22 protein-coding genes are annotated in these 21,749 nt (G+C 37.6%); 2 read left to right on the forward strand and 20 right to left on the reverse strand.

All coding sequences use genetic code 11. The features are described from left to right. Nucleotides 1-22: 22 nt before the first annotated feature. The 13 genes from ACFQZ1_RS04150 to ACFQZ1_RS04210 all read right to left on the reverse strand — a co-directional run bounded on the left by ACFQZ1_RS04150 (nucleotide 23) and on the right by ACFQZ1_RS04210 (nucleotide 13,448). Nucleotides 23-1,777: a peptidoglycan D,D-transpeptidase FtsI family protein gene (locus ACFQZ1_RS04150; protein ID WP_377880832.1), complete on the reverse strand. Its 1,755-nt coding sequence runs from the start codon at nucleotides 1,775-1,777 to the stop codon at nucleotides 23-25. Between the two features lie 172 nt (nucleotides 1,778-1,949). Further along, nucleotides 1,950-2,426 carry a transcription elongation factor GreA gene (gene greA / locus ACFQZ1_RS04155; RefSeq protein WP_377880833.1) on the reverse strand — a complete coding sequence of 159 codons (477 nt, stop codon included), beginning with the start codon at nucleotides 2,424-2,426 and terminating at the stop codon, nucleotides 1,950-1,952. A 283-nt stretch (nucleotides 2,427-2,709) separates the two neighbouring features. Beyond that, on the reverse strand, nucleotides 2,710-3,348 hold the full coding sequence (gene udk, locus ACFQZ1_RS04160; protein WP_377880834.1) for a uridine kinase: 639 nt from the start codon (nucleotides 3,346-3,348) through the stop codon (nucleotides 2,710-2,712). 17 nt (nucleotides 3,349-3,365) lie between these two features. Further along, nucleotides 3,366-4,646, reverse strand: coding sequence for a peptidase U32 family protein (locus ACFQZ1_RS04165; RefSeq protein ID WP_377880835.1), 1,281 nt, complete (start codon nucleotides 4,644-4,646; stop codon nucleotides 3,366-3,368). 16 nt (nucleotides 4,647-4,662) lie between these two features. Next, nucleotides 4,663-5,592, reverse strand: coding sequence for a peptidase U32 family protein (locus ACFQZ1_RS04170; RefSeq protein ID WP_377880836.1), 930 nt, complete (start codon nucleotides 5,590-5,592; stop codon nucleotides 4,663-4,665). A 6-nt stretch (nucleotides 5,593-5,598) separates the two neighbouring features. After that, nucleotides 5,599-6,246, reverse strand: coding sequence for an O-methyltransferase (locus ACFQZ1_RS04175; protein WP_377880837.1), 648 nt, complete (start codon nucleotides 6,244-6,246; stop codon nucleotides 5,599-5,601). Between the two features lie 197 nt (nucleotides 6,247-6,443). Beyond that, nucleotides 6,444-7,505 carry an endolytic transglycosylase MltG gene (mltG, locus tag ACFQZ1_RS04180; protein ID WP_377881045.1) on the reverse strand — a complete coding sequence of 354 codons (1,062 nt, stop codon included), beginning with the start codon at nucleotides 7,503-7,505 and terminating at the stop codon, nucleotides 6,444-6,446. 221 nt (nucleotides 7,506-7,726) lie between these two features. Continuing rightward, entirely contained in the window at nucleotides 7,727-8,179 is a 453-nt protein-coding gene (locus tag ACFQZ1_RS04185; protein ID WP_377880838.1) for a hypothetical protein, read from the reverse strand. Between the two features lie 125 nt (nucleotides 8,180-8,304). Beyond that, nucleotides 8,305-8,592 carry a DUF1292 domain-containing protein gene (locus ACFQZ1_RS04190; RefSeq protein ID WP_154710066.1) on the reverse strand — a complete coding sequence of 96 codons (288 nt, stop codon included), beginning with the start codon at nucleotides 8,590-8,592 and terminating at the stop codon, nucleotides 8,305-8,307. A gap of 12 nt (nucleotides 8,593-8,604) precedes the next feature. Beyond that, nucleotides 8,605-9,018 (reverse strand): Holliday junction resolvase RuvX, encoded by a 414-nt coding sequence (ruvX, locus tag ACFQZ1_RS04195; RefSeq protein ID WP_377880839.1) that lies wholly within the window; start codon nucleotides 9,016-9,018, stop codon nucleotides 8,605-8,607. Between the two features lie 3 nt (nucleotides 9,019-9,021). Continuing rightward, a complete protein-coding gene (locus ACFQZ1_RS04200) occupies nucleotides 9,022-9,288 on the reverse strand; it encodes an IreB family regulatory phosphoprotein (RefSeq protein WP_020060853.1) in 267 nt (88 codons plus the stop codon). A gap of 74 nt (nucleotides 9,289-9,362) precedes the next feature. Next, on the reverse strand, nucleotides 9,363-12,005 hold the full coding sequence (gene alaS / locus ACFQZ1_RS04205) for an alanine--tRNA ligase (RefSeq protein ID WP_377880840.1): 2,643 nt from the start codon (nucleotides 12,003-12,005) through the stop codon (nucleotides 9,363-9,365). A gap of 366 nt (nucleotides 12,006-12,371) precedes the next feature. Continuing rightward, on the reverse strand, nucleotides 12,372-13,448 hold the full coding sequence (locus ACFQZ1_RS04210) for an AI-2E family transporter (protein WP_377881046.1): 1,077 nt from the start codon (nucleotides 13,446-13,448) through the stop codon (nucleotides 12,372-12,374). Between the two features lie 216 nt (nucleotides 13,449-13,664). On the opposite strand from ACFQZ1_RS04210, the gene ACFQZ1_RS04215 reads away from it, so the two are divergent. Next, complete coding sequence (locus ACFQZ1_RS04215) at nucleotides 13,665-13,877, forward strand: hypothetical protein (RefSeq protein ID WP_377880841.1); 213 nt, start codon at nucleotides 13,665-13,667, stop codon at nucleotides 13,875-13,877. A gap of 59 nt (nucleotides 13,878-13,936) precedes the next feature. Here ACFQZ1_RS04215 and ACFQZ1_RS04220 read toward each other — a convergent pair whose 3' ends face one another. The 7 genes from ACFQZ1_RS04220 to cymR form a co-directional block, all read right to left on the reverse strand. Then, nucleotides 13,937-14,065 (reverse strand): YrzQ family protein, encoded by a 129-nt coding sequence (locus tag ACFQZ1_RS04220; RefSeq protein ID WP_020060849.1) that lies wholly within the window; start codon nucleotides 14,063-14,065, stop codon nucleotides 13,937-13,939. 17 nt (nucleotides 14,066-14,082) lie between these two features. Next, nucleotides 14,083-14,271, reverse strand: coding sequence for a hypothetical protein (locus ACFQZ1_RS04225; RefSeq protein ID WP_020060848.1), 189 nt, complete (start codon nucleotides 14,269-14,271; stop codon nucleotides 14,083-14,085). Between the two features lie 109 nt (nucleotides 14,272-14,380). Continuing rightward, entirely contained in the window at nucleotides 14,381-16,711 is a 2,331-nt protein-coding gene (gene recD2, locus ACFQZ1_RS04230; protein WP_377880842.1) for an SF1B family DNA helicase RecD2, read from the reverse strand. Nucleotides 16,712-16,729: 18 nt separating this feature from the next. After that, a complete protein-coding gene (locus tag ACFQZ1_RS04235) occupies nucleotides 16,730-17,386 on the reverse strand; it encodes a tetratricopeptide repeat protein (RefSeq protein WP_377880843.1) in 657 nt (218 codons plus the stop codon). Between the two features lie 112 nt (nucleotides 17,387-17,498). Next, nucleotides 17,499-18,614 carry a tRNA 2-thiouridine(34) synthase MnmA gene (gene mnmA / locus ACFQZ1_RS04240; protein ID WP_377880844.1) on the reverse strand — a complete coding sequence of 372 codons (1,116 nt, stop codon included), beginning with the start codon at nucleotides 18,612-18,614 and terminating at the stop codon, nucleotides 17,499-17,501. 16 nt (nucleotides 18,615-18,630) lie between these two features. After that, the gene (locus tag ACFQZ1_RS04245; RefSeq protein WP_377880845.1) at nucleotides 18,631-19,776 is read right to left on the reverse strand and encodes a cysteine desulfurase family protein; all 1,146 of its coding nucleotides are present in this window, start codon (nucleotides 19,774-19,776) and stop codon (nucleotides 18,631-18,633) included. A 35-nt stretch (nucleotides 19,777-19,811) separates the two neighbouring features. Further along, nucleotides 19,812-20,228 (reverse strand): cysteine metabolism transcriptional regulator CymR, encoded by a 417-nt coding sequence (gene cymR, locus ACFQZ1_RS04250; RefSeq protein ID WP_090916825.1) that lies wholly within the window; start codon nucleotides 20,226-20,228, stop codon nucleotides 19,812-19,814. 223 nt (nucleotides 20,229-20,451) lie between these two features. Between cymR and ACFQZ1_RS04255 the strand changes: the two genes are divergently transcribed. Beyond that, nucleotides 20,452-21,738 carry a replication-associated recombination protein A gene (locus tag ACFQZ1_RS04255; RefSeq protein ID WP_377880846.1) on the forward strand — a complete coding sequence of 429 codons (1,287 nt, stop codon included), beginning with the start codon at nucleotides 20,452-20,454 and terminating at the stop codon, nucleotides 21,736-21,738. Nucleotides 21,739-21,749: the final 11 nt, after the last annotated feature.

A 21,749-nucleotide genomic window follows, 5' to 3' on the forward strand; every position in this document is an offset into this window, starting at 1 on the left:
CACGAAATGAAAATATTTCTTATCAGTTTCTCTTGTTTTCCCACTTAGCAATAGATTCCACATAATCGGCAAAAATGTGTGTTACGATATTGTCTTGTCTATTCGTTTCTAAATCAACGACAACTAAAGCATAGCGAGGATTTTCATACGGAAAATAACCAGCAAACCAACGATTTTCACGATTTTCTTTCCCTGTTTGTGCAGTTCCCGATTTTCCTGCTATTGTAAATGGTAATGATTGATATGCCGAGCCCGTACCATTCGGTGCCGTTACAACACCTCTTAACAATTGTTGTACTTTCTTTATCGTATTTCTTCGAAGTGTTTTTCCTCGTAACAGATGATCTTCAAAATGAAATAACTTTGTTCCATTTTTATATGCAATTTCTCTAACTGCTTTAACTTCTTTCTTTTCACCTCCTCTGGCAATTGTTGCCATCATATTGGCAACAGCTAGCGGTGATAACCGAACATCTTTTTGGCCAATTGCAGTTTGTGCAATAGCTTTTCGAACCGTTTTATCTCTTTCATCACGCCAAACCGTTCCCTCTTTTTCTTCTACGAGCTGATGAAATGAAGGTGTATGAAAAACAGCACCTTTCCAACCAACACTGTTTGCTGCTCCTAACGCCTCTACATACTTCTCAATCATCATTCTATCTTTTTGTAAGAGTTCATTCCCAAGCACTGCAAATGTACGATTACAGCTGCGTGAAAAGCTTTCTGTGAATGATAGTGTCCCCATCAACCTATCTGCTTTCCCTTCTCCATAAAGATCCATATTACAGTCAAATCTTCGTCTTGCTGTAAGTATTCCTTCCTCAATAGCAGCTGCTGCAATGACAGTCTTAAAAACAGACCCTGGAAAATGCGGCATAAGCATTTGATTACTTGCACCTTGCTTATACGCTTCCTTGTTGTTTGTATCTAAAGACGGCTTACTCACCATTGCTAAAATTTCATTTGTTTGAATATCAAGTAATATAAGACCACCCTTCACAAGTTTGTACTGATTAATAAGCGATTCTGCTTTCGTTTGTAAACTTTTATCCAATGTTGTTTCTATAATAAGTGGATAAAAAGGGTTAGCAGGATATGTATATTTAACGTTTTTTCCAAAAATCGGTTCTCCTCTTCCATCAACATGATACAATATCTTTGCTTCTCCATCTGATAATAAATACTCGTCAAACGTACGTTGTAACCCTGAAATACCAATTGGTGTTTTCTTCTTTTCTTTTTCTCCGTACCGCTTTACAAACTGTTCCTCATTCTCTCCAGTGATTCCAATGAAATGCTCTGCTATCATGTCATTCTGCTTCACTCTTGCATGAGTTGCTATAATACCTGGAATCTTTAAATGATTAATTTGCTTCATTTGTTCTTTCGTTAATTCCAATGGTATTTCACCTTGTTGAAATACCACAGGTTTGTTTGCTATTCGTATTTGCTTCTCTAATTCCTTCTCTCGCACTCCAATAATATGTGCAATCCTTTGCACCGGCCAGTTTGTCCTTTGTAGAAATGGAAATAAAATTAAAACTATCTGATTATCATTAACTAGCTCTTCTCCATTTCGATCAGTAAAACGGCCGCGTCCATCATCTACGATAACTGCCTGTGTACGTTGAGCAACGCTTTTTTCAATTAAATTAATATGTTTATCTGTAAACGACTCCGTTCCCACAAGCTGAATTTGTATTAAACGACCAAGTAAAATAAACATCATACCCATAAAAACTGCTAAAATTATGATAATTCGCTGCTGCATTTTCATAAAAAAACACCTCGTATTTCATTGTTGACGAGGTGTAATTCTTTTTATACAAAGAGACAATAGAATTTGATGTAGTAAAGACTCACTTTATCTCCCATGAATGTTGAGATGAGGCATATGAATCTCAACATTAAAAAAGCTAACTCACCATAAGATGAGTTAGCTTTTTGTTTTACTTTACAGAAACGATTTTTACGCGCATATCTCCGCCTGGCGTTTGTACGGTTACTTCTTCGCCAATTTGCTTACCCATTAAGCTCTTCGCAATTGGAGAATCGTTAGAAATTTTCCCTTCAAATGGATCAGCTTCAGCGCTACCAACGATTGTATATGCTTCTTCTTCACCATCCGGTAACTCTTGGAAAATAACTGTTTTACCAAGTGTTACTACCGTAGAATCTTCACCGTTATCTTCAATAATAACTGCATTACGAATCATGTTTTCAAGCTGTGTAATACGGCCTTCTACGAATGCTTGCTCATCTTTTGCTGCATCGTACTCAGAGTTCTCAGAAAGATCACCAAAGCTGCGCGCAATTTTAATACGCTCTACAACTTCTTTACGTCTTACTGTTTTTAATTGTTCAAGCTCATGTTCTAATTTTTGTTTTCCCTCAAGTGTCATAGGGTATGTTTTTTCTGTTGCCATGTTTTCCACTCCTTTTATATACCAATCCCCCGAAAAAAAGAGGAGTTCCATATGAAAACTCTCCCGCCTTATGAAATAGCGGAAGTTTCTAGTACACTTAGCACTAGCGGAGTTGTCACACACAACCCCGGAATTTTCCCAATTCTTCCTTATTTAAAGAAGATATGTATGGAAAGTTAATATAAATATGCCCTCACCTAGATGTGGGTGAGGTTGGCATGTTTCATTGTATTCGATAGAAAGGGGAAAAATCCCTTCCTATCGTACATCTTTTACTATGCTATTACAAATTCACTTTTTCTTCAAGAATTGTTGCAATTTTTGTAACCATAATATCAATCGCAACATGATTTTGTCCGCCTTCTGGAATAATAATATCCGCAAATTTCTTAGAAGGCTCAATAAATTGATTGTGCATTGGACGCACAACATTTACATATTGTTCAACAACAGATTCCATCGTACGGCCGCGTTCTTTAATATCTCGCTCCATACGTCGTAAAATGCGAAGATCAGCATCTGTATCAACAAACACTTTAATATCCATTAAATCGCAAAGACGTGGGTCTTCTAAAATCAGAATTCCCTCTAAAATAATTACATCTTTCGGTTCTACTGGAATAATTTCTTCCGAGCGTGTATGCAATGTGTAATCATATACAGGCTTCTCAATCTGCTTATACGCAAGCAACTGATGCAAGTGCTCAATTAACAAGTCATTATCAAATGCTAACGGATGATCATAATTTGTTTTTAAACGCTCCTCCATTGGCAGATGACTTTGATCTTTATAATAATAATCTTGCTCTAAGATTAAAATAGAATGACCTTGAAATTGATCAAAGATTGCTTTTGTTACACTTGTTTTACCTGATCCTGAACCACCAGCGATTCCAATTACAACAGGCTTGTTCGTCCCCATTCAACTACCACTCTTTCTTATTGAAGTATGCTTTTTCGCATCATGTTGTTCACATACACTGGTCGATCCACTTTGAATTTCACGATTTGCAACGGATGTCTCGCTGCATCTAATTCGTTTCCATCCTCATCCCAAATTTTTTCCACCGTTTGTGTAAAGTTTTCAATTTCTGGTCCAAAGAACTCAACTTCATGACCTGGTTTGAAATAGTTACGCTGCTCAATTGTCGCAATGCCTGTTTCTTCATTATAATCTAACACTAAACCAGCAAAATCATACGTTGTTTTCTTACTATGATTTCCATACATTTGCTCTTGATACCCAGGAACTCCTTCAAAGAATGCAGGAGCTGTATCGCGGTTGGCACATTTATCAAGTTCTTCTAACCATTCTTGTTTAAACTCGAAATTGTCTGGATCTGCACAATATGCATCAATCACTTTACGATATACAGTTGCAACAGTTGCAACGTAGTGAATTGATTTCATGCGCCCTTCAACTTTCAAGCTGTCAATCCCAATTTCAATCATTTTCGGGATAGATAAAATAAGATTTAAGTCTTTTGGACTCATTGCAAAAGGAGCATCCTCTTCCTTAAATAAAGGAAGCTCTTGTGCATCTTTATGCTGCGATACTGTTTGAATTAAATCATAATCCCAGCGGCAAGACTGACAGCAACCACCACGGTTAGAGTCACGTGCCGTCATATGATTACTTAATGTACATCTTCCAGAGTATGCAATACACATTGCACCATGGACAAATGCTTCAATTTCAATATCAACGTGCTCTTTGATTTCTTTCATCTCTTCATAGCCTACTTCACGAGCTAATACAAGGCGGTGTAATCCTTCTTCTTTCCAATACTGCGCCGCTTTCCAGTTGGATAGTGATTGTTGTGTACTTAAATGCACTTCAACAGAAGGTGCTACACGTTTACACGTCTCAATAATAAGAGGATCTGCAACGATAATACCCGTTACACCAGCTTTTTCAATCCCTCTTAAATATTCTTCTAATCCATCCATATTTTCGTTATGTGCAAAGATATTTGTTGTTACATATATTTTCGCGCCATATTTCTTTGCAAATTCAACGCCTTCTGCCATTTCTTCTAGCGTAAAGTTACCTGCATTCGAGCGAAGACCAAATTCTTGTCCACCTAAATATACAGCATCTGCACCGTAATGAATAGCTACTTTTAATTTTTCTAAGTTACCTGCTGGTATTAATAACTCTGGTTTCTTTACAATAACACGTTTTCCGTCAATTACACGTGAAATTTCTTTGACAGTCATATGCTGAACCTCCTTTTTAATAAACAGTTTCTTTGAAGAAGAATCCTGTATCTAACGGGCGATTTACCGGTTGGATTTCTTCAATTTCTTTATATAAATCATCTTTTACGTCATAATACGCATCGCGATCTTCTACGCATAAATCAATGGCCTTACGATATTTCTTCGTCGCTTCAACGATGTATTCTGAACTTTTTAATACACCATCAATTTTTAAGCTATCGATTTCAGCATCGATTAACTCTTCTAATTCATCGATAAAACAAATATCATTCGGACTCATAATGTGAGTGCCGTTCTCATCTTCATAAACTGGATATTTATTATTACGTTCTTTATCATGTAAAAACATGTTTTCTTCATACTTCTTCTTTTCAATTTCCATATCGCGGCCTTGATACTCAAAGTAGTTTCCTACTAAAGAACGCTTTGATTGGAACATACATGTCATTCCGTGGATTTGTACTTCCACTTCCACTTCTGCATTTTCTTTTAATTCCACAATTTCATCTAAGCTTAATTCGCGAGCAAGAACAGCGCGTTTTGCACCTTTACGTCCCCAATAATTGCATGTAAACCAGTTTGTTGCTGTTGTTTCTGTATTCCAATGCATTTGCATATTTGGTGCAACTTCACGCACTGTCATTAATACAGCTGGATCCCCAAATACAACTGCATCTACATTTACTTCTTGTAAAAATGCAACGTAATCTTTTAAAGCTTCTACTTTGTCATTATGGAACATCGCATTCATTGCAACATACACTTTCATGTTATTTTCATGTGCAATAGCTACTGCTTCTTTTACGTCTTCACGAGAGAATTCACCAGCTAAACGTAAACCAAACTTTTGTTCACCAATCATTACTGCATCTGCACCTGCTTTTGCAAGTGGTTCAATGTCCGCCACTGTTCTTGGCGTTACTAACAACTCAGGTTTTTTCATTATACGTCACCCCTTCTTTTTACTCACTGCTACTCCATCACCAATCGGGAAAATTGTTGTATCATATCCTTCATGATTCATGAGCCACTCATTATACGTTTTAATTCTTCTAATTAAACCGCGTGTACGTCTATTTTCAATGTGTTCCTTTGTCGTCACAAGACCGTGATATAGTACATTATCTGAAATAATAACGCCGCCAGGATTCAATAACGGTTCATATATATCAAAGAAGCGACGGTATTGTCCTTTTGCTGCATCAATAAAAATGACATCAAATGTGCCATGTTCTTTTACTTGTTCTCCTGTTTCTAAAGCATCTCCAAAAATGACAGAAATGCGTTCTTTTACTGGGGAACGATTTATATATTCAATTGCTTTTTCATATCGATCCGCATTTCGCTCTACTGTGACAATGCGTGAATTTGGAATGGCTTGCATCATGCGAATACTAGAATATCCTATTGCTGTACCAAGCTCTAATATGGTCTGTGGCTCAATTAAACGCAAAAATTGCAACATAAATTCCATACCGAGACGATCCATAATCGGTACATGATACTCCATCGCATACTGTTCCATTTCCAGAATCAGCTCATCTTTCGGATCGATAAAAGACTGCAAATATTCATAAACTGCATCTTGTTGCTCCATAGATAGTCCTCCTTATCGCATGGAGAAGTAAAAAGAATATCGTCTCTGTGCAGAAAGAAAAATACAAGCTCGCTCTATTCTTAGCTTGTACGTCCCGTTTCTATATTAAAAAACGATTCTTCTGCCAGTTTTTAACCCGATATATTTTATCATAAAAAAGAGGGATATGCGAATTTTTCTCGCTTCCCTCAAAAAATTTACGATTGCTTTTGTGTAATATATTTCTGTTTTAACGCGTTATGTTCTTCTAACGTCTTAGCGTAATACACTTGACCATCTGGTGCCGCTAAGAAATAATAATAATCTGTTTGTGCAGGTTCAAGTGCTGCTTCTACTGATTTTACACTAGAATTCGAAATTGGTCCAACTGGTAATCCTTTTACAACATATGTATTATACGGAGAGTTTACTTTTAAATCCTCATATAGTACACGTTCTTTATGCTTACCTAATGCATATAGCACTGTTGGATCTGTTTGCAGCGGCATTCCTTTTGCTAAACGATTATAAAATACACTAGCAATATTTTTCCGATCGGTATAACCTGTTGCTTCCTCTTCAATTAAAGAAGACATTGTCAATAATTGGTGAACATCCAATTGTCTTGCTTGCATTTTTTGTACGTTTTGTTCAATCAATTTATTTGTTTTATCAAGCATTGGCGTTACAATTTCTTCTAACGTTACTTGCTTTTTATAGTACGGGTATGTAGCCGGATATAAATACCCTTCTAATGGATACTTAATATTGCTATCAAAAATTTTATTAGTAAGCAATAGTGGATACTTCTGCTGGAGTTTTTGCACAAATGCTTTATCATTCAACTGACGAATAACATCTTCTTTACTTAAGTTAAATTCCTTTGCAATTGTATCTGCAATTTCAACAACTTGTGCACCCTCTTTAACTGTCACTTTATAAGCAACCGGACGATGCACATTACCGGATGACATTTGTCCCATTATTTCATCTACATTCATCGATGGGTTTAACAAATATGTGCCAGCTTGTAAATTTTCAGACTTCATTTTTGCGTATAAACTAAATATAGTTCCACTTTTCACAATCCCTTTATCTTCCAAAACCTCTCCAATCTTACTTGTAGAAGAGCCTTTTGGAATTTCCACTTGAATTTCCTTTTTACTCTCTGCATTAAGCGGCTTTAAAGCTGAAGCAATATATGCATATGCAGAACCACAAACAACAAGCAATGCAATGAAAATGGCTGCAATTACTCTTCTTCGTTTTTTTGTTTTCATTTGATTCACTACCCTATGTCCTCCTTATTCTTAATTGTATAATGTACTCGCCTACTCTATACAACAACCTACGAAATACTAAAAAACATGTCTATTCTTTAGACATGTTTTTTCTTTTTTCTACAACCTGTATCATTATACTACAAATAACTGTATGCTTTCGACAAAAAATCTTCCATTCATCTTACAAATATGATTTCAGTTTACTGACAAGAAAATAATTAACAGTCTTCAAGCACACCATATCTCATCTGTTCTCCCATCCAAGAACTTACATCACGCCATTTTACACCTTTAGCTGCAATCCAACTCACACCTTTGTAACGATTATCATCCGGTGTCCAGCCGTACATATTTGCCCAATAAAATGTATCATCCTGTAAGAGAAGAGTAGCGTCATAAATAATTGAATCCTGGTTTTCACCACTTGGAATAACATGAAATTGGGTTACACCTTCAAATACTAATTCGATTGCTGACGGATTTTTAAACTGTCTCTGAAACAGCATCCTAACATTTGTATCAAATCCGATTGGTACTGCCATGCTTAATTCTTCATCTACATAACTTTCCGTCCACATATATAACTCTTTTAAACAGCTATCGTGAAAATGACCAAATGTGTTAAGAAATGCCTCTATGTCTTCTGTTCCCTTTATTTTATCCCAATTCATACTAAGTAGTCCCTCCTCTTATTGGATAATCTTGATAAAGCAATATATAAAACCCACTAATAAATTATATTATATAACAAACAAACTGATTTCCATATGAAATCAGTTTGTTTGCATTTACCATATTACGCTTCTTCGCCTTCTTCTTCATCAGCAAGAGTGTTAAACATTTCTTGTACCATTTCCCACTCTTCTTCTGATTCGATTGGAAGTAATGTTCCGCCAGATTCTTCTTCGTTTTGCTCGAAAGCCATTGCATCATAAATTGGATCGCCATCTTCGTCAACTTCACCGATTGGTGAGAATACTACGTAAGATTTTTTACCAAATTTTTCAGCATCAAAAGTGAAAATAATTTCACATAGATGTTCGTTACCTTTTTCGTCAACAATTGTAATTTGATTTTCTTCCATTATGGTCACCTCTTATTTACTATCTAAATATCCTTGCAAAATTACGACAGCTGCCATCTTATCAATGACTTGCTTTCGTTTTTTTCGGCTTACATCTGCCGAAATGAGCAGGCGCTCCGCTGCCATTGTTGACAAGCGTTCGTCCCACAGTACAACTTCCAATTGCACGAGCTCACCCAATTTTTCTGCAAATTGCTGACAAGCTTCACCGCGCGGACCGATTGTACCATTCATGTTTTTTGGCAATCCTACTACTATCTTGTCCACATTGTACTGTTTTACTAACTCAGAAATACGATTAAAACCAAATTCGCCTCTTTCTTCGTTAATTTTAATCGTTTCCAAGCCTTGTGCTGTCCAGCCCATCTCATCGCTTATTGCAGCGCCGACTGTTTTTGTCCCAACATCTAAACCTAATATACGCATAAACTACTCCTCACGATGATGCTTCAAGTAAGACTTTACAAGCTCCTCAATCAATTCATCACGTTCTAGCTTACGAATAACATTGCGAGCATCTTTATGACGAGGTATGTATGCTGGATCTCCACTTAATAAATAACCGACGATTTGATTAATCGGATTATATCCTTTTTCTTGAAGTGCATCATACACAGTTAATAGTACGTCATTTACATGGACATTTTGTTTTTCTTCTTGGAAGTTAAACTTCATCGTTTTATCGAACCCGTCCATTTTTAAGCACCTCACTTTACTAGGTATAGGGAGAAAGATATCCCTTCTCCCTACTATTGTACACTACTATCTCTTTATTTTGAAACAGATTTAACGTACTCTTCTACAAATGAAAGTGCATCCTCTACTTGTGCTGGATTTTTACCACCAGCTTGCGCCATATCAGGACGACCGCCGCCGCCGCCGCCGCAGCGAGATGCTACTTCTTTCACAAGCTTACCAGCATGGTATCCTTGTTCAATTAAATCTTTCGTTACACCAGCAAGAATGTTGACCTTATCATCACTTACAGCTGCAAGCACGATAATTGCAGATTGTAATTTGTTCTTTAAGTCATCCATCATTGTACGTAAGTTATTCATATCTGCAACATTTACTTTTGTCGCAAGCACACTTACACCATCAACTGTACGCACTGCATCTGTTAAATTACCAGCTTCAATGTTGCTTAGTTTTGCTGCAAGAGATTCATTTTCTTTTTGCAGTTGTTTTACTTCAGCAAACAAACCATCCACTCTTGTTAAAATGTCTTTCGGATTTGTTTTCATTTTATTCGCTGCTTCTTTTAATAAACCAACTTGTTCGTTCATTAATTCATATGCAGCTTTTCCTGTTACCGCTTCAATACGGCGCGTTCCTGCTCCAATACCAGATTCAGCAACGATTTTGAAGATACCGATAGATGCCGTGTTATCTACATGGCAACCACCGCAAAGCTCTAAGCTATAATCGCCTACTTGTACAACGCGTACAACATCTCCGTATTTTTCACCGAATAGTGCCATTGCACCCATCGCTTTTGCTTCTTCAATTGCTTTTTGAGAAATGTCTACTGTGATACTTTCCCAAATTTTTTCGTTTACAATACGCTCAATTTTTTCAAGTTCATCAGCTTGTACTTGACCGAAATGAGAGAAGTCAAAACGTAAACGCTCTGATGTTACAAGCGACCCTGCTTGGTTTACATGTCCACCAAGAACATCTTTTAATGCTTGATGCAGAAGGTGAGTTGCTGTATGGTTTTTCACGATTGCTGCGCGGTTTTTCGTATCGATTAACGTTTTTACTGCTGCATCTTTCGTTAATGTTCCTTCTTCAACAACTACTTTGTGTAAGTTTTGACCATTTGGTGCTTTTTGTACATCTTTTACAAGTACTTTTACGCCATCAGCAAGAAGGTAACCACGGTCAGCAGTTTGTCCGCCGCTCTCAGCATAGAATGGTGTTACATCTAACATTAATTGTCCTTCTTCACCAGCTTGTAAGCTATCAGTGAACTCACCGTTCTTCACAAGGGCAGCAACATTACTTTCTGTTCCAACTGTATTGTAACCGACAAATTCGCTCGTTACTTTAATTTCACCAAGAACCCCGCCTTGTACTTGCATCGAATCAACATCTTGACGAGCTGCACGTGCACGTTCACGTTGTTTCTCCATCTCAGCTTCGAAACCTTCATGATCAACTGTCATACCAGCTTCTTCTGCATATTCTTCTGTCAATTCAATTGGGAATCCGTATGTGTCATATAGACGGAATGCGTCTTCGCCAGAAATAACAGTTGACTTTTCTTCTTTTGCTTTTCCAATCACTTCAGCTAAAATTGCTTCTCCGTCATGAAGTGTTTCATGGAAACGCTCCTCTTCATTTTTCACAACGCGTGCAATGAAATCTTTTTTCTCAAGAACTTCTGGGTAGAAGTCTTTCATTACTTCTCCAACAACTGGTACTAATTCGTACATAAATGGACGATTAATATTTAATTTCTTCGCATAACGTACAGCACGGCGTAATAAACGACGTAACACATAACCGCGGCCTTCGTTAGAAGGAAGAGCTCCGTCTCCAACCGCAAATGTTACTGTACGAATATGATCAGCAATTACTTTAAACGCTGTATCTTGCTCAAGATTACCAGCGCGGTATTTTTCACCAGAAATTGCTTCTGTTGCACCGATAATTGGCATAAATAAGTCTGTGTCAAAGTTCGTTGGCACGTTTTGAACAACAGATGCCATACGCTCAAGACCCATCCCTGTATCAATGTTTTTCTTTGGAAGCGGCGTATATGTACCGTCAGGGTTATGGTTGAATTGTGAGAATACAAGGTTCCATACTTCTAAATAACGCTCGTTTTCTCCGCCTGGATATAATTCTGGATCGCTAAAATCGTTACCGTAAGCTTCTCCGCGGTCGTAGAAAATTTCTGTGTTCGGTCCACTTGGGCCTTCACCGATATCCCAGAAGTTTTCTTCTAAACGAATAATGCGCTCTTTTGGCACACCCATTTTCTCATTCCAAATTTGGAATGCTTCTTCATCTTCTGGATGGATTGTTACAGATAAAAGCTCTTTATCAAAGCCAATCCATTTGTCACTCGTTAAAAACTCCCAAGCCCATGTAATTGCTTCTTCTTTGAAGTAATCACCAATTGAGAAGTTCCCTAACATTTCAAAGAATGTATGGTGACGAGCTGTTTTCCCTACATTTTCAATATCGTTTGTACGAATTGACTTTTGTGCATTTGTAATACGTGGGTTTTGCGGAATTACGCGGCCATCAAAATATTTTTTCAGCGTTGCAACACCGCTGTTAATCCATAAAAGAGATGGATCTTCGTGCGGAACTAATGATGCACTCGGTTCTACTGCATGTCCTTTTTCTTGGAAAAAATCTAAAAACATTTGACGAATTTGTGCGCCTGTTAAGTGTTTCATATGTATTTCCTCCTTCATTAAAATCAATTAAAAAACAAAAAACTCCCGTCCCCTATAACAGGGACGAGAGTTGACTCGCGTTACCACCCTGATTATGAAATAAAAAGCGAAGTGTCTCATTTTCAGACACGACGGCTAGATTGCACATCCTAACAATATGCATATATTTCATCACCTCAAGTTGCCGTAACGTGGCAAGACGGCAGGGATTAGCTGCTCTCAGGAATAGCGTTCTGTTACCCTTCATCTGACACTTCTTTCAGCCTAAGGAAGTCTCTCTCTGCAAAATGGACTGTAACATACTCGTTCCGTCATCAATTTATCATTTACTATATGCCCAAATTGTAGCGAATCCGTTTCTATTTGTCAATGTTTCCAAAATAGCTTGGTATGTACAATAATGGTGCGAAGAATTGCTAACAGTGGTACAGATAATAAGAGTCCTACAATGCCGCCAATTTCTCCCCCAACAAGCAGTGCAAGCATAATGACAACAGGATGCATCCGCAAAGATCTTCCTACAATATAGGGAGACAAAATATTACTCTCAACAAATTGTAAAATCGCAAGGGTAATTCCGGCTTTAATAACTAAATTCATTGATACTGTTGCGGCAATCATTAATGTTGGAATCGCTCCTAAAATAGGACCGAAGTACGGGATAATATCAGTAACTCCAACGATAATCCCTAAAAGAAGCGGATACTTCATTCCGATAAACCAAAATGATAAAGCAGAGACCCCTCCTAAAATTAAACAAACAAATAATTGTCCGCGAATATAATTCCCAAGAGACTTATCAATTTCTTTCGCTAACTGCTGACCATCCTCCCGCCATTTACTCGGTACAAGCTTCCAAAAAATATGATAAAATTCACCGTAGTCTTTTAATATATAAAATACGATAAATGGAATTAAAAAAATAAGAAGAAGTGAATCAAGTATCCCTCGTGCCGTACTCATCACTTTATTTAAAAGCGCTTGTATCTTCCCTTCAACCCCTGTAAAGATTTGTTTAATTTTCTCATTCACGAACTCAGGAAAGTTTTCAGTTTGCTCTGTTACTCCATCCGACCATGTTTCATACATGCTCACAAATTGCGGAAATTGCTCGTTCATTTCTCGGAGCTGCGCAATAACAGCTGGTGTTCCTTTATACACCCCATATCCAAGACCACCAAAGAAAAGAATGTAAATGAGTAAAATGGCAAATGTCCGCGGCATGCCTTTTTCATGCAATTTTTCAATAAGCGGATGCAGCAAATAAGCAATAAAGCAAGCGATGAAAAATGGTGTAATCGCGACTTTAATAACAAATAAAATTGGTGCCCAAAATGGCTTAATTTTCAAAAAGACAAGCAAACATAAAAAAATCAGCAATAATAAACCTAACCGGTAAATCCAAATAATTTTAAGATTCTTCAATAGAAAAACCTCCTCTATCTCTTAGTTTGAAAAGAAACAAAGAAGGTTATGTGTAAAAATTAAAAAACTCCCTCATACTCGGATATTTTTGTAGGTATTTTTACTGTTTTGTAGAAGAATACATATACTCTAACTAACAAGCGCAATTTCATAGCATTTCTTGTTCTCATTATTGTTTATTCCGCTTTAACGGGCAAAAAACCCGATTGGTTCAACAAAGTTAGGAGGCGCAAAATGGTTTGGTTGATGCTGGGGCTTTCTGCACTTTGTATGCTTTTAGAATGGGTATGTATTGGATTTGGCATTTGGAAAGGATTTTTCATTCCTTCTTCAACGCAAGAGCGTGCCAGGCACCTTTGGCACTATGGTGTTTTAGGGATGGGCTGCTACGGACTTTCTTATCTTTTCTCCCAAATCGGACTGTTTTATCTCTACACAACCATGTAAAAAAGCTCCCTAATGTTCGGGAGCTTTTTCGCATCTAAAACATGCATGTATAATGGGAATTATAAATAGGACTTAAGCATTTTACGTGCTCTTTTCATATTTCGTCTTGAAAATACATCTTGCTTACGTGCATATTGATATGCTGCTGCTCCTACACCTAATACAATTAATGATGAGCGCAATTTCAAAGTTAACACTCTCCTTATTAGCCGATTGTTCGTTCATTCTCATCAAACAAATCGTCTAGAGAACTTAATGAACCATCTTCCTCGACTTGATGTGTATGAATCTTCCCCTTTGAAATAGATAATTCAATAAAGCAGTTCCAGCAATAATATTGATTTACACCTATTTTTCCAATATCTTTTCCTTTACAGTTTGGACAACTGAACATATGACGTTCATCTCCTTACAATCTCCCGTATTCTATTACGCCATTATGTCCAAACTATATATGTTTATACATTAAGAAGAACTGCATTACACTATATAATTTCACCTCGTTACATAAAATCATACGGTGAAATGTTTTCCACATCGAGACCCTCTTCCGTCATAATCTCAGTTGCTTCAGCTTTTCCTTGCAACATGTCGCATAGCGTTGTTTGACGAAGCGCATCATCAAGTCGACTTACACCAGATTGAAAAGCTGCTTCCTCACCACAAATAATTAAAAACTTTTTACTACGTGTAATCCCTGTATAAATTAAATTACGGCGCAACATGCGGTAATAACTTTTTACTACTGGCATAATCACAATCGGAAATTCACTTCCTTGCGATTTATGAATAGAGCAGCAATACGCATGTGTAATTTGATTTAAATCTGCTTTTGTATACGTTACTTCAATACCGTCAAAAGAAACAACAACCATATCTTGCTGTTCCACATTTTCTTTCGCATAAAAGACCGATACAATTTCTCCAATATCTCCGTTAAATACTTGGCTTTCTGGTTGATTGACAAGTTGAAGCACTTTATCTCCCACTCTGTACACAACCTCGCCATATGCAATTTCACGACTTTTTTCTTTTTTTGGATTAAACACTTCTTGCAGCGCCTCATTTAAAATATTAATACCTGCCGGCCCCTTGTACATAGGAGCTAACACTTGTACATCACGCGCACTAAATCCTTTTGTTTTTGCATTTTCACACACTTGCTTAACAACCTCAACAATTTGCGTACTTGCACACGCAATAAACGAACGATCTTTTTTATTTTGTGTTACATCAGGAGGTAACACACCCTTTTTAATCGCATGGGCAAGCTGAATAACAGACGAACCTTCCGCTTGTCTATATATTTCCGTAAGCTTTACCGTTGGAATAACACCGGATTCTAATAAATCTTTCAACACTTGCCCAGGGCCAACAGATGGTAATTGATCTTCATCTCCAACGATGATGACTTGAATGGTGGATGGCAATGATTTGAACAATTGATTCGCAAGCCAAGTGTCAACCATAGAAAACTCATCAATAATAAGTAATTTACCTTGAACAGGATCGTGCTCATTACGCTGAAACGACCCTTCTGGTGTCCACCCGAGCAGACGATGAACAGTACAAGCAGGCAATCCTGTTGATTCACTCATTCGTTTTGCTGCACGGCCTGTCGGCGCTGTTAATAAAATAGGGAATGGATTGTCATCACTATAATCCTTTGGATCTAATGATAAACCATGAAGAGAAGCATACATTTCTACAATCCCTTTAATAACAGTCGTCTTTCCTGTACCAGGACCACCTGTTAAGATCATCATCGGTTTATGAAGAGCTGTTTGAATACCTTCTTGCTGAAGCGGTGCATATTGTACTCCGAGCTGCTCTTCAATTTTTCCAAGCGTTAATAATAATTCTGATTCTGGAAACGAAGGAAGCTCTTCTTGTGCGAGCAAACGATGAATAGAGGCAATAACACCTTTTTCCGAATAGTACAAGGAGGCCAAATACACACGCTCATCCTCTACAATCACTTTGCCTTCCCCTTGCATCATTTCTGCACATTGCAATATATCTTCTTCTGTAACAGCCGTTTCCTGATTATTTAATAGCTCCATTGTTTGCTGTACTAACTGACCTTTTTTCATATATACATGACCTTCTTGCAATGAAACGTGCTCTAATGTGTAAAAACATCCCGCACGTACACGATCAGCATGATTACCTGAAATTCCGAGTGCTCGCCCAATATCATCAGCTCGTCCAAAACCAATACCATCTACTTCTTCAATAAGTTGATACGGGTTATTCCGAATGACTTCAAGTGTCATTTCTTTATACTGTTGATAAATTTTAATAGAGAGCTTCGTTCCAAATCCATAACCGCTTAAAAAGCTCATTACTTTTTCAAGACCTTGATGTTCAATAATCGTATCGTATATTTCTTGCGCTTTTTGCTTATTTACAATTCCATCAAGAGCTGCAGGATCATCCATAATTTTTGAAATCGCATGTTGTCCAAGATGATCAACAATCTTTTCAGCTGTTCGTTTTCCAATTCCTTTAAACAAATCGCTCGCTAAATATTGCACCATTCCTGTTTTTGTTTGCGGTAATTCCTTTTTAAACGTTTCAATATGATATTGTTTCCCATACTTCGGGTGATCTTTAAAATGACCCGTTAGTGTAAACACTTCATCTTCATGCATCCGGGGAAAGTGACCCGTTATCATGACCTTTTTTTCGTCGTATGTTTCATTCGTTTCAATAACTTTCATACTGACAACGGAATAGAGGTTTTCTTCGTTGTGGAAAATGGTATGAAGAACTTGCGCTTTTATAAACTTCTGCTCTTCCTCAAACAAATCCATTGCATGCTGATTTCCCATTTTACCTCTCCTTCCATTTTATGCGTCTTGCTCTAATAAACGAATACCGTTACCTGCTAAAAAGTGATCTGGTTGAATGGCTACAGCTTTTTTAAACATCGTAAGCGCCTTCTCACTGTTTTCTTCAAACGCATATGCTACACCTAAATTGTAATAGGCATCTGCATGTTCTTCATCAAGCGCTACAACTTGTTCAAAATAAGGTTTTGCTTCTTTTACATGTTCTAGACGCGCGAAGCATAATCCGCATTGAAAAATAGCTTCAACGTCACTTTCATTTAACTCAGCTGCACGTTGTAAAAATGGCAGTGCTAAGCGATCATTTCCAAGCTGCACATATGTAATGCCAAGCATAAATGAAACGTCTCCGGTCTGCAGTCCTGCTTGTATCGCTTTCTCAAACGCTTCTTTTGCCTGTGCAAACAGCTCTTGCTGGTAATATATATTTCCTAGTCCATAATACGCTGTAGCAGATTTTTCATCTAATTCAATCGCGCGTTTATAAAAAGCAACAGCACGCTCACTGTCCCCTAATACATCTAATAAATTTGCAAAGTTAATATAACCAAGTGAATCATTTGGATTTTCCTCAATTGCCTCTGTAAAATTCTTTGCTGCTTCTTCCCAGTTTCCTTCTTGCATATATTGAATGCCTTTTTCAAGCTTGTTTGACATATTCCTCACCTCTACAACAAATTATAACAAAGAATCTATTTTCCGAGCGAACGAAAATTCGCCTTTACTAAAAAGAAACCTCTGACCATTATAAGGCAGAGGTTCTTCTTTCTTATCCTAAATAATCAAGTTTCTTACCATTACGATATACTTCATCGATTGTCGCGCCACCTAAGCACTCATCTCCATCATAGAAGACCACTGCTTGTCCAGGTGTGATAGCACGAATTGGCTCATCACAAAGAATTCGAATTGTATTCTCATCAACAAGTTGAACCGTTACAACGTTATCCTCTTGACGATAGCGGAATTTCGCTGTACATGTAAATTCTTTTTCTTTCGGCTTATCGCTTACCCAACTTACATTTGTAGCAAATACTTCGTCACCATATAACAGCTCATTATGAAATCCTTGTTCTACATATAAAATGTTTTCTTTTAAGTTTTTCCCAACAGCGAACCATGGATCACCATTGCCACCAATGCCAAGGCCATGACGTTGTCCAATTGTATAATACATTAAACCGTCATGTTTTCCTTTCACTTCGCCAGATAATGTTTGCATCTTACCCGGCTGCGCTGGTAAATAGTTACTTAAAAAGTCTTTAAAATTGCGCTCTCCGATAAAGCAAATACCTGTGCTATCTTTTTTCGCTGCTGTTGCCAGACCTGCTTCTTTCGCCATTTCACGAATTTGCGGCTTCTTTAACTCGCCAAGCGGGAACATTGTTTTTGATAATTGATCTTGACCTAATTGGTTTAAGAAATACGTTTGATCTTTATTATCATCAACGCCACGCAGCATTTTATATTCACCATCAATATACGCTACACGTGCATAGTGCCCTGTTGCTACATAATCTGCACCAAGTGCCATTGCATGTTCTAAAAATGCTTTAAACTTAATTTCTTTATTACACATTACATCTGGGTTCGGTGTACGCCCAGCACGGTATTCATCTAAAAAGTACGTAAATACTTTATCCCAGTATTGTTTTTCAAAATTCACTGCATAATACGGAATTCCAATTTGGTTACATACTTCAATTACATCGTTATAATCTTCCGTTGCTGTACATACACCGTTTTCGTCCGTATCATCCCAGTTTTTCATAAAAATTCCGATTACATCATAGCCTTGTTTCTTTAATAACATTGCTGCTACAGATGAATCAACGCCACCGGACATTCCGATGACAACGCGTGTTTCGTGAGGTAGTTTGTTCATCCTCTCACCTCCTATATTAATTTTGTGTTAATCGCTTTACGATCTTCACTGTTTCGTACGCCGCTTTTTCGACTTGTTCTTTCGTATTTCCAAGGCCAAAGCTAAACCGCACGGATGAACGTATTTTATCGGATTCTTTTCCAAACATCGCTACAAGCACATGTGATGGATCAATAGAGCCAGCTGTACAAGCAGATCCGCTTGAAACCGCAATGCCCGCTAAGTCTAAATTCATAAGGAACGACTCAATATTCATTCCTGTAAAACTTATATTTAACACATGTGGTAAACTATGCTCAAAGTTTCCGTTTACCTCGAAAGTAATATCTTCTTTTTTAAAGACAGATATCATTATATCTTTAAATCCCTTGTATTGGGCAATTTTTTGCTCACGAGTTTGTTCTGCTAATAAAACTGCTTGCCAAAGCCCGACAATTCCCGGCACGTTTTCTGTACCAGCGCGACGTTTTCGTTCTTGCTCTCCACCTGTTAATAGTGGTTCAAATTTCACATGCTGCCCTGCATATAAAAAGCCAACACCTTTTGGTCCATTGATCTTATGTGAAGAGATTGATAACAAATCAATGCCAAGCTCTTTCACATCAATAGCTGTTAAACCATATGCTTGTACTGCATCTGTATGAAAATAAGCATTATATTCCTTCAGTAAAGCGCCGATTTCTGCTATAGGCTGCACTGTACCAACTTCATTATTTCCAGACATAATAGAGACAAGAATCGTTTGATCTGTTAATGCCTCTTGCAAATCAGAAATACGAATACGCCCTGTTTCATCAACAGGTAAATACGTCACTTCAAACCCTTCCCGCTCTAACACATTACATGTATGCAAAATCGCATGGTGCTCAATTGCAGTCGTAATAATATGATTTCCTTTATTCCGATTCGCACGGGCTACGCCTAAAAGCGCTAAATTATCAGCCTCTGTACCACCACTTGTAAAAATAATTTCATTTGGATTTGCATGGATGCTCCGTGCACACGCACGTCTTGCTTCATCAACTGCATGACGGCCTTGGCGCCCAAAAAAGTGGATGCTTGAAGGGTTACCAAATGCTTCTGTCATATATGGAATCATCTTTTCGACTACTTCTGGGTGAGCCGGAGATGTCGCAGCATGATCTAAATAAATGCGTTCCATCATATCTCCTTCTTTCCAAATCGTTACACACGGAATTAAATGTAAAACATATAACCACCGTTGTTTTCTTCTTCATAGCGTACTAAATCTTCTAATGTTGTACTATCAAGAACTTCCTGCACCGCATCACGAACGCGTATCCAAAGCTGACGCTGTGCCGGTTCCTCTTCATCTAACATTTCTACTACATTAATCGGACCTTCTAATACACGAATCACATCACCAGCTGTAATGTTAATTGGCTGATCTGATAATACATATCCACCATATGCACCGCGTGTACTTTTTACAAGACGAGCATTACGAAGCGGTGAAATGAGCTGCTCTAAATAATGCTCTGATAAATCGTGCGCTTGAGCAATCGATTTTAATGAAATTGGACCTTCTCCAAATTTTTTTGCAAGATCAATCATAATTGTTAAACCGTAACGGCCTTTTGTTGAGATTTTCATATATGTTGCACCTCTTTTCAAATCTTTCACTTTTACTTGGCTAGTTATTCTTTTATTTAGTAGGAAGAACACTCTCTGAAATCAAAATCCTTTGAAATTATAGCATAATATAGTATGATAAGAAATTTCAACTTTTCTAACAGAAATGATAACATATAAGTATATCAAATAACTCGGAATTTATAACATAAACAACGAACGTTCACTGAAGGAGAGAGAACATATGAAACAACCACTCGCACATCGAATGCGTCCGACAAATATTACAGAAGTTATCGGACAAGAACATTTAGTGGGCGAAGGCAAAATTTTATGGCGGATGGTACAAGCACAACATTTACAATCAATGATTTTATACGGACCACCCGGTACGGGAAAAACGTCAATTGCAAGCGCCATTGCCGGCAGCATCGGGATGCCTTTTCGTCTATTAAATGCCGTTACTCATAATAAAAAAGATATGGAAGTTGTTGTCCAAGAAGCAAAAATGCACCGTCACCTCATTTTAATTTTAGATGAGGTACATCGGTTAGATAAAGGAAAACAAGATTTTCTTCTTCCTCACTTGGAAAGCGGGCTGATTACGTTAATCGGGGCAACAACAAGCAATCCATTTCACGCAATTAATTCTGCCATTCGCAGCCGTTGTCAAATTTTTGAGTTACACGCTTTAACAGAAGAAAATATTTTACAAGGATTAAAACGCGCTTTAACAGATGAGGAAAAAGGGCTAGGAGAGTACAATGTAACAGTAACAGATGAAGCTCTGCGTCATTTTGCAAACGCATCGGGCGGTGATATGCGCTCTGCTTATAATGCTCTTGAGCTCGCTGTCTTATCTAGCTTTACAACAAATGAAGAAACAGTAGAAGTCTCACTTGAAATAGCTGAAGAATGTTTACAGAAAAAAAGTTTTGTACACGACAAAGGCGGCGATGCACATTATGATGTATTGTCAGCTTTCCAAAAATCAGTTCGCGGAAGCGATGTAAATGCAGCCCTTCATTATTTAGCCCGCCTTATTGAAGCTGGTGACATGCAAAGTATTGGCAGACGATTGCTTATTATGGCATACGAAGATATTGGACTTGCAAATCCACAAGCCGGATCTCGTACGCTAGCTGCCATTGAATCCGCAGAACGCGTTGGCTTTCCAGAAGCTCGTATTCCGCTTGCAAATGCAGTCATTGAACTATGCTTATCACCAAAATCAAATTCAGCATATAAAGCACTTGATGCAGCCTTACATGATCTTAGAAATGGACAAACAGGCGATGTTCCCTCCCATTTAAAAGATAGTCACTATAAAGGCGCTGAAACGCTCGGTAGAGGTATTGGTTACTTATATCCTCACGATTATCCAAATGGGTGGGTTCAGCAGCAATACTTGCCAGATAAAATAAAAAACAAACAATACTATAAACCAAAGAAAACAGGAAAATTCGAACAAGCACTCGCTTCAATTTATGAAAGATTGCAACATTCGCATAAAACCGAATCAAAAGGGTAATATAAGCGAAA

This window comes from Bacillus sp. CGMCC 1.60114 (assembly GCF_042676365.1).
Classification (GTDB): Bacteria; Bacillota; Bacilli; order Bacillales; family Bacillaceae_G; genus Bacillus_A; species Bacillus_A rhizoplanae_A.